Below are 13040 nucleotides of genomic sequence, written 5' to 3' on the forward strand. Positions count from 1 at the left end.
CTCTTCTCAGGCGGGCACCGCAGAGTGGTGGACATGACCGAGAGCGAGCAGCCGCACCAGCCGCAGGAGCCCCAGCACCGCAGCCCCTGGGCCCGTGGCGCCGACCAAGGTCACGAGTACGCCGGTCACCAGCAGCAGGGTGCTGGTCGGCCGGGTCCCGACGGATCGGCGGCAGGGGTCGATCGGTCGGGCACGGGGTCGGCGGGCGCTGTGCAGGGCAGCGCCGGCCGCCCCCACAACGATCCGGGTGCCGTCGGTAACGCGAACCCCGGCGCCGGCGACCCTGCCAACGAAGACGTCGACTCGCAGGCCGCCCCGCAGGGCGCCGCCGGCCAGTCGAGCCCCGGTGGGGCGGGCGCCGCGCAGGGCGGTGCCGGCCAGGCCGGGCAGGGTGTGACCGGTGCCGTGCAGGGCGGCGCCGGTCGGACCGACGACGGTGGGACGGGTGCCGTGCAGGGCGGCGCCCACCCCACCGCCGGCCAGGCCGGGACGGGTGGGTTCGGCGCCGTGCAGGGCGGCGCCGCGCTCCCCGGTCCCGGTCTGCCGGGAACCGGGTCGGGAGCCTGGCAGGGAGGCTTCCAGCGCCCGGAGCAGACCGGCCCGTTCGGCGCCGCGCAGACCGCCGTCCAGGGCCACCCCGGCCCGCCCGCCCCCTCCCCTTCGGGTGGGCGGCCGGACGGGCCCGGCGCACCGGGGATGCCCGGTCAGCCGGGCCCCTACTACGCACCGCCCGGATCGGTCGTCACCGCACCCCCGCGTCGGGGTCGGGGCAAGGTGGTCGCCGGGGTCGCCGCACTCGTGCTCGCCGTCGGAGGCGTCGCGGGCGGGGTCGGCGGCTACGTCGGCTACGAGGCGGCCGACCGGTCCGGGCCGGTGGCGAACGCGCTGAACCAGGCCCCGCCCGCCCAGCAGACGGGCTCGGCGCCCGAGGGCTCGATCGAGCAGGTCGCCCAGAAGGTGCTGCCGACCGTCGTGCAGGTGCAGGTGAGCGGCGGCGCCGGGTCCGGGTTCGTGCTCAGCTCCGACGGCCTCGTGCTGACCAACAACCACGTGGTCGAGTCGGCCGCGGGCGGCGGCCCCATCAAGGTGCAGCTCCAGGACGGCCGCTCGTTCGACGCCAGGATCGTCGGCCGCGACCCGTCGTCCGACCTGGCCGTGGTGAAGGCCGAGGACGTGCGGGACCTGCCGGTGGCCGAACTGGGCAACTCCGGCGACCTGAGGATCGGCCAGCAGGTCGTGGCGGTCGGGTCGCCGTTCGACCTCAACGGCACGGTGACCTCCGGCATCGTCAGCTCGCTGAACCGCCCCGTGCGGGCCGGCGGCGAGCAGGGCACCCAGGCGACCGTCCTGAACGCCATCCAGACCGACGCGGCGATCAACCCCGGCAACTCGGGCGGCCCGCTGGTGAACATGCGGGGCCAGGTCGTCGGCATCAACTCCGCCATCTACAGCCCGAACTCCAGCCAGTCGTCGCAGGGCGGCTCGGTCGGCATCGGCTTCGCCATCCCGATCGACCAGGCCCGGCGGACCGCGAAGGAGCTGTCCGAGACCGGCAAGGCCACGCAGACCGTGCTGGGCGTGTCGGTGGGCGACTCGCAGGACGGCGGCGCGCTGGTCCGCGAGGTCACGCCGGGCAGCGCGGCCGAGGCCGCGGGCGTGAGGACCGGTGACGTGATCACCAGGTTCGGCGACCGCCCGATCGACAGCTCCGACGCCCTGGTGGCGGCCGTCCGGTCCCGCGCGCCGGGCGAGAAGGTGCAGCTCACCATCGGCGACGACCAGACGGTCGAGGTGACGCTGGGCAGCCAGCCCGTCGAGACCCGCTAGCACCCCGGCTCTTCCGGCCGACGTGCCCCGGGCCGGTGACGAGGCCGCGCAGGCGAGTCCCCTCACTCGCCGGCGCGGCCTCTCGCACGGCGTCGCCGACCAGCCCACCAGCCCGCCGCCGCCACGCCCGGCCAGACCGCGGCGACGGCCACCAGCACCCCCGACAGCACCCCGCCGACGACCACCGGCGTGCGCCGCGGCGCCGGCACCCACCGCGCGACGGCCAGGCCCACCCCGCCGAACGGCGGCGCGAGCAGCGCGTCGTGGACGACCGGCCCGGCGAGGAACCACACCGCCAACCCGACGTCGACCAGCGGCAGCAGCAGGACCGCGCCCCACAGCCCCACAGCCCCGCCGCGACGCCGACCGCGCCGAGCACCCACCTGACCGCCGTCACGCCGCCACCCCCGGCTCCACGACCCACTTGGTCTGGAGCACGCCCGGTCGGCCGGGCGCGATGATCCGGCACGGGTAGCCGTGGTCGAGCGGCAGCGGCTCGCCGTCGAGGCAGCGCGAGCAGGGTCAGCGGTCGCGGACGTGGCGGGCCGGGAACGTCGAGGTCCGGTGGAGCCCGTCGCGCTCCAGGGACTCGATCACGACGTCGGCGGGGTCGTGCCCGGCCAGGCTGAAGCGCCGGTCGCCGACGGCGAGCCGCCGGCCGTCACCCGCGGCGGTCACGCCGCCCGCCCGCGCCGTCCGGTTGACCGGCAGCCGGGTGGACCGGGCCCCGAGCACCGACACCCGCCGCAGCCACGGCACCGTGCCGCCCGCCGTGGCCGGCGGGAGCGCCGTCGCCTCGTCCGGACAGGGGAGCACCACGTCCACGTCGTCCACGTATCGAGCATCGGTCCGCTGTGGAGTGTCCGGAAGGCTTGTGGCTCTTACCGAATCCTGACGCGCCGCCACTCCTTACGGACCGCTGACGGATGCCGCCGGACACCTCCCGCGGGGCCGCCGGGGCCCTACGGTGGGGCCGTGCCCCGTGTCCTGGCCGCCGTGGCCCTGGTCGTCCTGGCCGCCGTGGTCGGGGCGGACCTGGACCCCCGCCTGACGTTCGCGGGCGCGCCGCCGCTGTTCGCGACCTGGCTGCCGCACGTCGGCGTCGGCACGCCCCTCGCCGTGCTGGTCGCCGTCGCCGTGGTGGTGTGGGGGCCGGACCTCGCCGCGCGCCTGCCATGGCGGGGCGCCCTCGGCGCGGGCTACGTGGCGGCGGTGGCCGTGCCGGTGACCGTGCGCGCCGTCGCCTCCGAGGCCACGCCCGCGCGGTGCTGCCGTTCGTGGCGCTGTTCCCCGGCGCGGTGTGGTCCGGGGTGTCGGCGGACGACCTGTTCGCGGGCGTCGCGGCGTGCGGGCCGCGCTGCTCGCGGCCGGCCGGCCGCTGCTCGGCGGGGTCGTGCTCGGGTTCGCGGTGTTCCTGTCCTGCGGGCTGGTGCTCATGGGCGTGCTCGCGCTGACCGTGCCGTGGCGGCGGTGGCGCGAGGTCGGCCTGGCCGTGGCGGGCGCTGACCGTGGTGGCGGTGTTCGCGGCCCTCGGGTTCTGGTGGCTCGACGGGTACCACCTGGTCGTCGACCGGTACCACCGGGGCATCGCCTCCTCCCGCCGGTACGGCTACTGGGTGTGGGCGAACCTCGCGGCGGCCGTCCTGGCCCGCGGGCTCGCCCCGTTCGCGGCGCGGCGCGGCGTGCGCCCTGGCGGGCGCGGCGCTCGTGATGGTCCTGCCGGCCGACGCGTCGGGACTGGGCAAGGTCGAGGTCGAGCGCATCTGGCTGCCGTTCACCGTGTGGCTGGTGGTGCTGGTGCCCGATCGGCGACGACCATGGCTCGCGGTGCAAGCGGTGACCGCGCTCGCGGTCAACCACCTCCTGCTGACCGACTGGTGAGGCTGCTGTGGACAGGGTGCTCGTCGTGGACGACGACGTGGTGGTGCGGGACGTGGTCCGCCGCTACCTGGAGCTGGCCGGGCACGAGGTCGAGCTGGTCGGCGACGGCGAGGCCGCGCTGCGCCGGTTCGCCGAGCGGGAACCGGACCTCGTGGTGCTCGACCTGATGCTGCCCGGTGTCGACGGCCTGGAGGTGTGCCGCAGGCTGCGGCAGCGCAGCGCCGTGCCGGTGGTGATGCTGACGGCGCTGGGCGAGGAGGAGGACCGCATCGCCGGGCTCCGGCTCGGCGCGGACGACTACGTGACCAAGCCGTTCAGCCCGCGCGAGCTGGCGCTGCGCGTCACGTCCGTGCTGCGGCGGTCCAAGGCGGCGGCCGTGCGGTCGCCGTCCGTGCTGGCGGACGGCGGGCTGCGGGTCGACGTGGGCGCCCGGTCCGCCTCGCTCGACGGCGTGGAGCTGGCGCTCACCACCCGCGAGTTCGACCTGCTCGCGTTCTTCCTGGCCCACCGGGGCACCGCGTTCTCGCGCACCGACCTGCTGTCGCGGGTGTGGGGCTGGGAGTTCGGCGACCAGTCCACGGTGACCGTCCACGTGCGGCGGTTGCGGGAGAAGGTGGAGGCCGACCCGGCGCGGCCGGTGCGCATCGCGACCGTGTGGGGCGTCGGCTACCGGTACGACGGGGGCGCGTGATGCTGGTCGAGATCGGGCACATCCTCCCGTACGCGGTGCTGTTCTCGCTGCCGCTGGCGCTGCTGGGCGTGCTCCTGCTGCGGCGGTCGTCGGACGGGTCGCTGGCGCGGGCGATGACCGTGCTGGCGATCGTGCCGGTGGTGGCGACCATCGGCGGGGTGCTCGCGGTGAGCGGGTTCATGTTCACCCCGATCCTGATGACGACGCTGCTGGTGTGCGTGCTGGTGGCGCTGGTGACGGTGCCGGCGGCCGTGCTGTCGGGGCGGGCGCTGGCGCGGCGCAGCGTCTGGGAGCGGGAGGCGCGGGAGCGGGAGCGGGCGGCCGAGGCGTCGCGGCGCGAGCTGGTGGCGTGGATCAGCCACGACCTGCGCACGCCGCTGGCCGGCATCCGGGCGATGGCCGAGGCGCTCGCGGACGGGGTCGTCGCGCGGCCGGACGAGGTCACCGATTACGCGGGCCGGATCTCCGCCGAGGCGGAGGCGCTGTCCGGGATGGTGGACGACCTGTTCGAGCTGTCCCGGATCACGGCCGGCGCGCTGCGGCTGACGCTCTCCGACGTGCCGCTGGCGGACGTGGTGAGCGGGGTCGTGGCGGCGGAGGCACCGGTGGCGTCCCGCAAGGGCGTGGTGCTGCGGGCGGATGCGGCGACGTGGCCGGTGGTGCCGGGGTCCGACCCGGAGTTGGCGCGCGTGGTGCGCAACCTGCTGTCCAACGCGATCCGGCACACCCCGCCCGACGGCACGGTGGCCGTGCGGGTCGACGTGGACGGTCCGTCGGCGCTGCTGCGGGTCGACGACGCGTGCGGCGGCATCCCGGACACCGACCTGCCGCGCGTGTTCGACGTGGCGTTCCGGGGGGCGCCGCACCGCCGTCCCGTGGGAGGGGGGCTGGGCCTGGCCATCGCGCGCGGCCTGGTGGAGGCGCACCGGGGCACGATCACCGCCCTCAACCACGGCCCCGGCTGCCGCTTCGAGGTACGCCTCCCCCTGACCACCGCCGACCGTCCCTGACCCACGCCCCTTGGTACCCGACCCCTGCCCCCCGGTCCCTGGTACCCGACGCCTGGCCGCCGTCCCGTCGGGGGTCAGCGCAGGGGGTCAGCGCAGGGGATCAGCACAGGGGGGTCGGTCGCGAACCGCTCCACCCCGTCCGCGAACGACGTGCCGGCCCGGAAGCCGAGCAGCTCCCACGCCCGCGCCGGGTCGGCCACCACGTGCCGGACGTCCGCCGGGCGCGCCCCGCCGAGCACCCTCGGCTCCGGTCCGCCAAACGCTTGCGCCAGGTGTCCGGCCAGCTCGCCGACCGTGCGCGGCTCGCCCGAGCAGACGTTCACCGGCGTCAGCGCACCCGGCTCGCCGGGCCGCTCGACCGCGAGCACGTTGGCCCGGGCCACGTCCGAGACGTGCACGAAGTCCCGCCGCTGCCGCCCGTCCTCCAGCACGGTCGGCGCCTCGCCGCGCTCCAGCGCCGACCGGAACAGGCTCGCCACGCCCGCGTACGGCGTGTCCCGGGGCATCCGCGGGCCGTAGACGTTGTGGTAGCGCAACGCCCACACGTGCCCGCCGGTCTGCCGCGCCCACGCCGCCGCGTAGTGCTCCTGGGCGAGCCGCGCTCGCGGCGTACGCGCTGCGCGGGTCGAGCGGCGCGTCCTCGGGCACCAGGCGCGGCTCCAGCGGCGCGCCGCACCGCGGGCACGGCGGCTCGTACCGGCCCGCGTCCACATCGGCCCGTCGTCGCGGCACCGCCCGCACCACGCCGTGCTCGGCGCACTCGTAGCGGCCCTCGCCGTAGACCACCATGGACGACGCCAGGACCAACCGCCCCACCCCCCGCCCGGTGCATCGCGGCCAGCAGCACGGCCGTGCCGAGATCGTTGTTGCGGGCGTACAGCGGGGCGTCGGACGGGTCGAGCCCGTGCCCGACGACCGCCGCCTGGTGGCACACGACGTCCACACCGGCCAGCGACCGCCCGACCGCGTCCGGGTCGGTCACGTCGCACACCGGCCCGGTCGGAGCCGGGTGCGCCTGGGGCAGGTAGGCGTCGAGGGCGACCACCTCGTGCCCGGCCGGGCGCGCCGAGTCGGCGACGTGTGATCCGATGAACCCGGCTCCGCCGGTGAGGAGAACGCGCACGTCACCGAAGTCGGGGGCGCCCCGGCGGGAACGCGCGCCCCCGCAGCGTCATGTCACGGAACCGTCGGATCCGTCGATTGGCTACGGTTGCCGCATGGAACGCAGCGCGCAGCGCCTGGGACGCGCCCTCGTCGTGATCGTCGACGACAGGGTGGCGCACGGGGAGCACGACGACAGCACGGGCCCGCTGGTCACCGAGCTGCTGGAAGAAGCGGGGTTCATCGTCGACGGCACCGTCGCGGTGGAAGGCGAGATCGTGGACATCCGCGCCGCCCTGAACACGGCCGTGATCGGCGGTGTCGACCTGGTGGTCACCGTGGGCGGCACGGGCGTGTCCCCCCGCGACGTCACACCGGACGCCACGCAGGGCGTCCTCGACCGGCCGATCAGCGGCATCGCGGAGGCCCTCCGCGCCTCCGGCCTGGCGGCGGGCGCCGTGGACGCGGGCATCTCCCGCGGCCTGGTCGGCATCTCCGGCAGCACCCTCGTGGTCAACCTCGCGGGCTCCCGCTCGGCGGTCCGCGACGGCATGGCCACCCTCTCCGCCCTCGTGCCGTACGTGATCGAGCAGATCTCCGGCCTAGACGAATCGTGACCGCACCACGGGACGACACCCCGTCGGACGACGACGTCGAGGCCGCCCGCGCCCGCGAGGCGGCCCGGCGTCGTCGTCTGGCCGAGGTCTTCGGCGACGTCCTCCCCGAGGACACGTCGGACAGCCCGCGCCCCACCCCCCGGGACGAGGACTGGTACCGGGAGAACCGCCCCCCGCACCACGGCGGCTGACGGGGCGCGGGTCCGGCCGACGCGGAGACCGCACCGCCGGCGTGGTCACCGCACCATCAGCCGCCAGGCGGCCGGCTTGCCGTTGACGTGCACGTAGGCGGTGCAGCCCTGCACGATGGTCCACCCGGCGCGGGCGTGGTTGAGCTGCGCGACCCGGCACTTGTCCAGGTCGCTGAACCGCAGCACGCGCGGTGCCGTCGAGGCGGCCGGCGCGGCGACGAGCGTCAACCCGCCGGCGACGACCAGGACCGCCGCGGCGGCCCTGACGCCGGTTGTGACGCGGGCACGGGCATGAGCGGCGTTCGACACGGACGCACCTCCGGGCATTCGGCTCGATGACCGGGCGATGCCAAGCGCGTCCGGTCACGTCCCGCGTCGGTCGGACGACCCCTCCGGCCGCACCACGCCGTTGCGCCTGCCCCGGTCGCGGACCGCAGCGCGACGCGAGCCTCAGGCGTTGTCGTCGTAGCGGCGCTGGAGCGGCGTCTGCGTCTTCCGCTCCGAGGCCAGCAGGTCGCGGATCTCCTTGAGCAGCTCCACGTCGGTCGGCTCGTGCGGGCCGGCCTCCTCACCGCGCTTGCGGCGTTCCTTGATCTTGTTCATCGGCAGCACGAGGATGAAGTAGACGACGGCCGCGACGATCAGGAAGTTGATCACCGACGTGATGATCGCGCCGAAGTCCAGGATGGTCTTCTCGTTGTCGCCGAGCCGCACCGCGAGCCCGTTGACGTTGGCGCCGCCGAACGACGCGATGATCGGGTTGATCAGGTACGACGTGAACGCTTTCACGATGTCGTTGAACGCGGCGCCGATGACCACGGCCACGGCCAGGTCGATGACGTTGCCGCGCATCAGGAAGTCCTTGAAGCCCTTGATCACTGCAGGCTCCTCCGCTCGGGGGGTGTTCGGGCCAGCGGAGGGTAACGGCTCGGGAGGGCCCGGCCGGCACGTGCGTCGTGGGCGGCCGGGCGACCCGGACACCCGCGAACCGGACCTGGTGATCTCCGTGATCTCCACGCCCTCTACCCGCGGGACGCCGAGCTTGAACGCCCGGAACAGCACATCGGCTCCAGCGCCTCCCGCTCCAGCGCCTCCCGCGCCACGGCCATCACGCCCGGCCTGCGCGACCTGGTCGCCGAGCGGCTGTGGTCACCGGGCGGCCGTGGTGGCCGGATCAGCGCAGGGTGAGGGCGACCGGCGCGGCCAGCGACTCGGCGGCTATCCGCCTGGCCGCCGCGCGGTCCGCCGAGACGACCACCACCTCGCCGTCGCGCACCGCCACCACGGACGCGTCCGACGCCAGCACGTGCGCCCCCGCGCCCACCACGTCGACCCGGCTCCCCGGTCTCAGCAGCCCGACCACGCCCGGGTCGGCCAGGCGCACCGCCACCGAGGACGTCTCCGGCGACCCCGGTGCCAGCCGGGCGTCGGTCAGCGGCTCGCCCGACCTCGCCGCGCTGACCAGCGCCCGACCCACCGCCTCCGCCCGCGACACCGCCCCGGACGGCGCCAGCGGCGGTGGCAGGGACGCCACCCGGACGTCGTCACCGGTCAGCGGCACGCCGGGGGGCAGGTCGCGCGCCGCCACGACCACGTCGACCGAAGGGCCCGCCGGCAGCACGGCCAGGACGACCGCCAGCAGCACCAGCACACCCGCCAAGATCCTTCTGATGAGCACCACGGGATCGACGGTAGGGACGGGAAAGGGTCGGGGACAGCACGAACCCCCGAGCTGTGGACAACTCGGGGGCCTGTGGACAACTACCTCAGGACGCGGCGGCGGCCGGCGTCGAGGAGGAGGAGGACGAAGACGAGGACGACGAGCCGGACGAGGTCGACGGCGTCGCGGGGGTGGAGGTCGACTCGCCCTTCGACGAGGACGGGGACTCGGACGACGAGGACGAGGACCGGCTGTCGTTCCGGTAGAAGCCACTGCCCTTGAACACCACGCCGACCGCGCCGTACAGCTTGCGCAGCCTGCCCGAGCACTCGGGGCACTCGGTCAGCGCGTTGTCGGAGAAGGCCTGCACGGCTTCGAACCGGTGGTCGCACTCGGTGCAGGCGTACTGGTAGGTCGGCACGGTCAGCCCCTCCAACGAGTCCTGGTTGGCACTCAGACGTCACGAGTGCCAACCAAGATGATGGGGCATGCATTCCACGTGATGCAAACACCACAGGTCAACGTCACAGCGGACGCCGCGGCGGACCGGACCGCAGCGGCAGCCGGACCAGGCCCGACGGCGTCAGCACCGCGTCCACCCGGACGTCGTGCGGCTCGGCCGGCAGCACCGGCACGAACTCCTCGTCCCGCACCACCGCCACCTTCGGCGCCGCGCACGACGCCAGCGCCCGGTCGTAGTACCCGCCGCCCTTGCCCAGCCGCACCCCGGCGTGGTCCACGGCCAGCGCCGGCACCAGCACCAGCGCGACCCCCGCGGGCAGGGCCGAAGCGGTCCCCACCGGTTCCGGCAGCCCGAACGCCCCCGGCCGCAGCCGGCCGTCGTACGGGGCCCACGCCAACCCGTCCCCCACGACCACCGGCAGCAGCACCCGGTACCCGGCCCCGACCAGCGCGTCCAGCATCGCCACGGACCCCGGCTCGCGCGCCGACGCCGCGTACGCGCACACCAGCCGACCCGGCCCGACGCCGAACGCCGCGACCGCGCGCGGCGCCTCGGACGCCATCGACGGCATCACCGCGCCGCGCCGGAGGGACCGCAGCCGTGCGCGGAGCGTCGCCTTCCCGTCACGTTCACCGGACGTCATCGCGGATCACCCCGAGCACGCCGTTACCCTCGCATTTCATGAGCGCCTTCCAGACAGCAATCGTGCCCGCGGCGGGGTTGGGCACGCGCTTCCTCCCGACCACCAAGGCGGTGCCCAAGGAGTTGCTGCCGGTCGTCGACACCCCCGGTATCGAACTCGTCGCCACCGAGGCCGCCGAGGCCGGCGCGACCAGGCTCGTGATCGTGACCTCGCCGGGCAAGGACGCGGTGGCCGAGTACTTCCGACCGCAGCCCGAACTGGAACAGACGCTCGAGGCCCGCGGCAAGTCGGACCTGCTCGACAAGGTCCGCCGCGCGCAGAACCTGCTCACCGTGGAGACCGCGATCCAGGACAAGGCCCTGGGCCTCGGCCACGCGGTCGGCTGCGCCGAGGGCAACCTGACCGGTGACGACGAGGCCGTGGCCGTCCTCCTCCCGGACGACCTGGTGCTGCCCACCGGCGTGCTGTCGACGATGGCGGCGGTCCGCGAGGAGCACGGCGGCAGCGTGCTGTGCGCGTTCGACATCCCCCGCGAGCAGATCTCCGCCTACGGCGTCTTCGACGTCGAGGAGATCGGCCACGACGACGTGAAGCGGGTCGTCGGCATGGTCGAGAAGCCCAAGGCCGAGGACGCGCCGTCCACGTTCGCCGCGGCCGGCCGCTACCTCCTCGACCGGGCGATCTTCGACGCCCTCAAGCGCATCACGCCGGGCGCGGGCGGCGAGCTCCAGCTCACCGACGCCATCGCGCTGCTGATCAACGAGGGCCACCCGGTGCACGTCGTCGTCCACCGGGGTGGGCGACACGACCTGGGCAATCCCGGGGGATTCCTCAAGGCTGCGGTTGACTTCGCCCTCGAGCACCCGGACTACGGGCCCGAGCTGGGGGAGTGGTTGCGGGAACGCCTCGGCAACTCCTGAACGAGGACACACATGAGGTCAGTGGAAGAGCAGCTCGCCAGGGTCGTGGCCGCCGCCGTGCGCCCCGCCCCGGTGCGGGTGGCGATCTCCGAGTCGCAGGGCCTGCTCTGCGCGGAGGAGGTCGTCGCCGAGCGCGCGTTGCCCGGTTTCGACCAGGCCGCCGTGGACGGCTACGCGGTGCGCAGCGTCGACGTGCAGGCCGCCAACGAGGAGCCGGTGAAGCTCCCCGTGGTCGGCGAGATCCCCGCCGGGTCGCGCCAGCCCAGACGGCTGCAGCCCGGCCAGGCGGTCCGGGTGGCGACCGGCGCGCCCCTCCCCACGCTGGCCGACGCCGTCGTGCCCCTCGGCTACACCGACGGGCACGCGGCGAAGGTGACCGTGCAGCGGTCCGTGCCGTCGGCGGCGTTCGTCCGCCGCACCGGCGAGGACGTGCAGACCGGTGACGTCGCGGTCCGCCGGGGCTCGGTCATCGGTGCGGCCCAGGTCGGCCTGCTGGCCGCCGTCGGCCGCAACAAGGTGCTGGTCCACCCCCGGCCGAGGGTGTCGGTGGTCTCCGTGGGCGAGGAGCTCGTGGACGTCGACCGCACGCCCGGCCAGGGGCAGGTCTACGACGTGAACAGCTACGCGCTCGCCGCGGCGGCCCGGGACGCGGGCGCCGAGGTCAGCCGGGTCGGCATCCAGTCCGCCGACCCGCGCCGGCTGCGCGAGGTCGTCGAGGGCAGGCTGCTGCTGTCCGAGATCGTGGTCGTCGCGGGTGGCGTCGGGGGCGTCATCGGCGACGAGGTCCGCGCGGCCCTGGCCGACCTCGGGGACGTCGACGTGACGCGCGTGGCCATGCACCCCGGTTCGGTGCAGGGCTTCGGCCGGCTCGGGCCGGACGCCGTGCCCACGTTCCTGCTGCCGTCGAACCCGATGAGCGCGCTCGTCGTGTTCGAGGTGCTGGTGCGCCCGCTGATCCGGGCCGCGCTGGGCAAGCGCAACCCGTACCGCCGGGCCGTCACCGCGCGCCTGCTGTCGCCGTTGACCTCCACGAAGGGACGGCGCGGGTTCCTGCGGGGCCAGCTGCTGCGCGACGCGGACAGCGGCGAGTACCTGGTGCAGCCGCTCGGCACGTCCGGCTCGCACCTGCTGGCCTCGCTGGCCGAGGCGAACTGCCTGGTCATGGTGGAGGAGGACGTGACGGACGTGGCGGTCGGCGACGAGGTCACGGTGAGCTTCCTGGCGCAGAGGGGATAGATGAGCCTGGCCTGGGAAGGCGGTCGTCACCCCGGCTGGCCCGCGCGGCTCGGCCCGCTGCGGGTGGACGCGGGGCTCGTGGCGCTGCGCCCGCCGAGGCTGCGCGACGCCTCCGCGTGGTCCGCCACCCGGCTGCGCGACCAGGCCTACCTGGAGGACTGGGAACCGACCGCGTTCGACGGCTGGCACGAGCGCAACGCCGTGCTCGCGTGGCCCGCGCACTGGTCGTCGCTGAAGTCGATGGCCCGCCGCGGCCACGCCCTGCCGTTCGTGATCACGGTGGACGGCGAGCTGGCCGGCCAGATCACCGTCGGCAACATCGTGCGCGGGTCGCTGCGCTCCGCGTGGGTCGGCTACTGGGTCGCCGCGGACCGGGCGCGGGGCGGCGTGGCCACGGCGGCGTTGGCGCTGGTCGTCGACCACTGCTTCGGCGAGGCCGGCCTGCACCGGCTGGAGGCGACCGCGCGGCCGGAGAACGCGGCGTCGCTGCGCGTGCTCGCGAAGGTCGGCTTCCGGCAGGAGGGCCTGTTCCGGCGGTACCTGGACGTGGCCGGCGACTGGCGCGACCACGTCTGCTTCGCGATGACCGCGGAGGAAGCGTCACCCGAAGGGGTTGTCCGCCGAATGGTTGCACAGGGGTACGCCCGAACTGCCTGATCAGGAGGCCGAGCGGCTTATTGGTATCCCCCGAAAGTGGGTGATAGACCACACTTCGGTACCTGTGTCGGTCGGCGAGCCTCCGACACTGGTGTGACTGTTGTGACTAGCGTGGCGTGCGCACCGAGCGCGCCGCGGGGTAG

Annotated in this window: 19 protein-coding genes and 1 pseudogene; 10 read left to right on the plus strand and 10 right to left on the minus strand. The window is 74.9% G+C overall.

Going from position 1 to position 13040, the window contains the following annotated elements:
• Positions 1 to 6: 6 nt before the first annotated feature.
• Entirely contained in the window at positions 7 to 468 is a 462-nt protein-coding gene (locus CKY47_RS11660) for a hypothetical protein (RefSeq protein WP_306745741.1), read from the minus strand.
• On the opposite strand from CKY47_RS11660, the gene CKY47_RS11665 reads away from it, so the two are divergent.
• Entirely contained in the window at positions 451 to 1827 is a 1377-nt protein-coding gene (locus tag CKY47_RS11665) for a S1C family serine protease (RefSeq protein ID WP_306745742.1), read from the plus strand. The genes CKY47_RS11660 and CKY47_RS11665 overlap by 18 nt on opposite strands.
• A gap of 62 nt (positions 1828 to 1889) precedes the next feature.
• On the opposite strand, the gene CKY47_RS11670 is transcribed toward CKY47_RS11665, so the two are convergent.
• The 3 genes from CKY47_RS11670 to CKY47_RS11680 are packed head-to-tail and all read right to left on the minus strand — an operon-like array spanning position 1890 to position 2661.
• Entirely contained in the window at positions 1890 to 2210 is a 321-nt protein-coding gene (locus tag CKY47_RS11670; RefSeq protein WP_306745743.1) for a hypothetical protein, read from the minus strand.
• Between the two features lie 10 nt (positions 2211 to 2220).
• Positions 2221 to 2319: a molybdopterin-dependent oxidoreductase gene (locus tag CKY47_RS11675; protein ID WP_371320659.1), complete on the minus strand. Its 99-nt coding sequence runs from the start codon at positions 2317 to 2319 to the stop codon at positions 2221 to 2223.
• Between the two features lie 30 nt (positions 2320 to 2349).
• Complete coding sequence (locus CKY47_RS11680) at positions 2350 to 2661, minus strand: hypothetical protein (RefSeq protein WP_306745744.1); 312 nt, start codon at positions 2659 to 2661, stop codon at positions 2350 to 2352.
• 141 nt (positions 2662 to 2802) lie between these two features.
• Between CKY47_RS11680 and CKY47_RS11685 the strand changes: the two genes are divergently transcribed.
• The 4 genes from CKY47_RS11685 (at position 2803) to CKY47_RS11700 (ending at position 5409) form a co-directional block, all read left to right on the plus strand.
• Complete coding sequence (locus CKY47_RS11685) at positions 2803 to 3333, plus strand: hypothetical protein (protein ID WP_306745745.1); 531 nt, start codon at positions 2803 to 2805, stop codon at positions 3331 to 3333.
• A gap of 204 nt (positions 3334 to 3537) precedes the next feature.
• Positions 3538 to 3708, plus strand: a complete 171-nt coding sequence (locus CKY47_RS11690; protein WP_306745746.1) for a hypothetical protein — start codon at positions 3538 to 3540, stop codon at positions 3706 to 3708.
• Between the two features lie 7 nt (positions 3709 to 3715).
• Positions 3716 to 4399, plus strand: a complete 684-nt coding sequence (locus tag CKY47_RS11695) for a response regulator transcription factor (protein ID WP_306745747.1) — start codon at positions 3716 to 3718, stop codon at positions 4397 to 4399.
• Positions 4399 to 5409, plus strand: a complete 1011-nt coding sequence (locus CKY47_RS11700) for a sensor histidine kinase (RefSeq protein ID WP_306746009.1) — start codon at positions 4399 to 4401, stop codon at positions 5407 to 5409. The genes CKY47_RS11695 and CKY47_RS11700 overlap by 1 nt, the downstream gene beginning before the upstream one ends.
• A 74-nt stretch (positions 5410 to 5483) precedes the next feature.
• On the opposite strand, the pseudogene CKY47_RS11705 reads toward CKY47_RS11700, so the two are convergent.
• Positions 5484 to 6532, minus strand: a pseudogene (locus CKY47_RS11705) (NAD-dependent epimerase/dehydratase family protein).
• A gap of 94 nt (positions 6533 to 6626) precedes the next feature.
• Between CKY47_RS11705 and CKY47_RS11710 the strand changes: the two are divergent.
• Together CKY47_RS11710 and CKY47_RS11715 are read left to right on the plus strand one after the other, a co-directional pair.
• A complete protein-coding gene (locus CKY47_RS11710) occupies positions 6627 to 7127 on the plus strand; it encodes a MogA/MoaB family molybdenum cofactor biosynthesis protein (RefSeq protein WP_306745748.1) in 501 nt (166 codons plus the stop codon).
• Positions 7124 to 7318, plus strand: coding sequence for a hypothetical protein (locus tag CKY47_RS11715; protein ID WP_306745749.1), 195 nt, complete (start codon positions 7124 to 7126; stop codon positions 7316 to 7318). The genes CKY47_RS11710 and CKY47_RS11715 overlap by 4 nt, the downstream gene beginning before the upstream one ends.
• A gap of 45 nt (positions 7319 to 7363) precedes the next feature.
• On the opposite strand, the gene CKY47_RS11720 is transcribed toward CKY47_RS11715, so the two are convergent.
• The 5 genes from CKY47_RS11720 to CKY47_RS11740 form a co-directional block, all read right to left on the minus strand.
• Positions 7364 to 7627, minus strand: a complete 264-nt coding sequence (locus CKY47_RS11720) for a hypothetical protein (RefSeq protein ID WP_306745750.1) — start codon at positions 7625 to 7627, stop codon at positions 7364 to 7366.
• 141 nt (positions 7628 to 7768) lie between these two features.
• On the minus strand, positions 7769 to 8197 hold the full coding sequence (mscL, locus tag CKY47_RS11725) for a large conductance mechanosensitive channel protein MscL (RefSeq protein ID WP_306745751.1): 429 nt from the start codon (positions 8195 to 8197) through the stop codon (positions 7769 to 7771).
• A 295-nt stretch (positions 8198 to 8492) separates the two neighbouring features.
• Complete coding sequence (locus CKY47_RS11730) at positions 8493 to 8999, minus strand: SAF domain-containing protein (RefSeq protein WP_306745752.1); 507 nt, start codon at positions 8997 to 8999, stop codon at positions 8493 to 8495.
• Between the two features lie 85 nt (positions 9000 to 9084).
• Positions 9085 to 9399 (minus strand): FmdB family zinc ribbon protein, encoded by a 315-nt coding sequence (locus CKY47_RS11735; protein WP_306745753.1) that lies wholly within the window; start codon positions 9397 to 9399, stop codon positions 9085 to 9087.
• Positions 9400 to 9502: 103 nt separating this feature from the next.
• Positions 9503 to 10084, minus strand: a complete 582-nt coding sequence (locus tag CKY47_RS11740) for a 5-formyltetrahydrofolate cyclo-ligase (RefSeq protein WP_306745754.1) — start codon at positions 10082 to 10084, stop codon at positions 9503 to 9505.
• 38 nt (positions 10085 to 10122) lie between these two features.
• On the opposite strand from CKY47_RS11740, the gene CKY47_RS11745 reads away from it, so the two are divergent.
• From CKY47_RS11745 to CKY47_RS11755, 3 genes are read left to right on the plus strand one after another with little or no spacing between them, the layout of a single operon-like run.
• The gene (locus CKY47_RS11745; protein WP_306745755.1) at positions 10123 to 11004 is read left to right on the plus strand and encodes a UTP--glucose-1-phosphate uridylyltransferase; all 882 of its coding nucleotides are present in this window, start codon (positions 10123 to 10125) and stop codon (positions 11002 to 11004) included.
• A 12-nt stretch (positions 11005 to 11016) separates the two neighbouring features.
• A complete protein-coding gene (gene glp, locus CKY47_RS11750) occupies positions 11017 to 12240 on the plus strand; it encodes a molybdotransferase-like divisome protein Glp (protein ID WP_306745756.1) in 1224 nt (407 codons plus the stop codon).
• On the plus strand, positions 12241 to 12897 hold the full coding sequence (locus CKY47_RS11755) for a GNAT family N-acetyltransferase (RefSeq protein WP_306745757.1): 657 nt from the start codon (positions 12241 to 12243) through the stop codon (positions 12895 to 12897).
• Positions 12898 to 13040 lie beyond the last annotated feature (143 nt).

It is taken from the genome of Saccharothrix longispora (assembly GCF_030852425.1).
In the GTDB taxonomy this organism is placed as follows: domain Bacteria; phylum Actinomycetota; class Actinomycetes; order Mycobacteriales; family Pseudonocardiaceae; genus Actinosynnema; species Actinosynnema longispora.

Excerpts from the sequence above, each read along its gene's own strand:
- CKY47_RS11690 (WP_306745746.1), top strand. The coding sequence starts at position 3,538 with ATGGTCCTGCCGGCCGACGCGTCGGGACTGGGCAAGGTCGAGGTCGAG.
- CKY47_RS11700 (WP_306746009.1), top strand. The coding sequence starts at position 4,399 with ATGCTGGTCGAGATCGGGCACATCCTCCCGTACGCGGTGCTGTTCTCG.
- CKY47_RS11710 (WP_306745748.1), top strand. The coding sequence starts at position 6,627 with ATGGAACGCAGCGCGCAGCGCCTGGGACGCGCCCTCGTCGTGATCGTC.
- CKY47_RS11740 (WP_306745754.1), bottom strand. The coding sequence starts at position 10,084 with ATGACGTCCGGTGAACGTGACGGGAAGGCGACGCTCCGCGCACGGCTG.
- CKY47_RS11745 (WP_306745755.1), top strand. The coding sequence starts at position 10,123 with ATGAGCGCCTTCCAGACAGCAATCGTGCCCGCGGCGGGGTTGGGCACG.
- glp (WP_306745756.1), top strand. The coding sequence starts at position 11,017 with ATGAGGTCAGTGGAAGAGCAGCTCGCCAGGGTCGTGGCCGCCGCCGTG.
- CKY47_RS11755 (WP_306745757.1), top strand. The coding sequence starts at position 12,241 with ATGAGCCTGGCCTGGGAAGGCGGTCGTCACCCCGGCTGGCCCGCGCGG.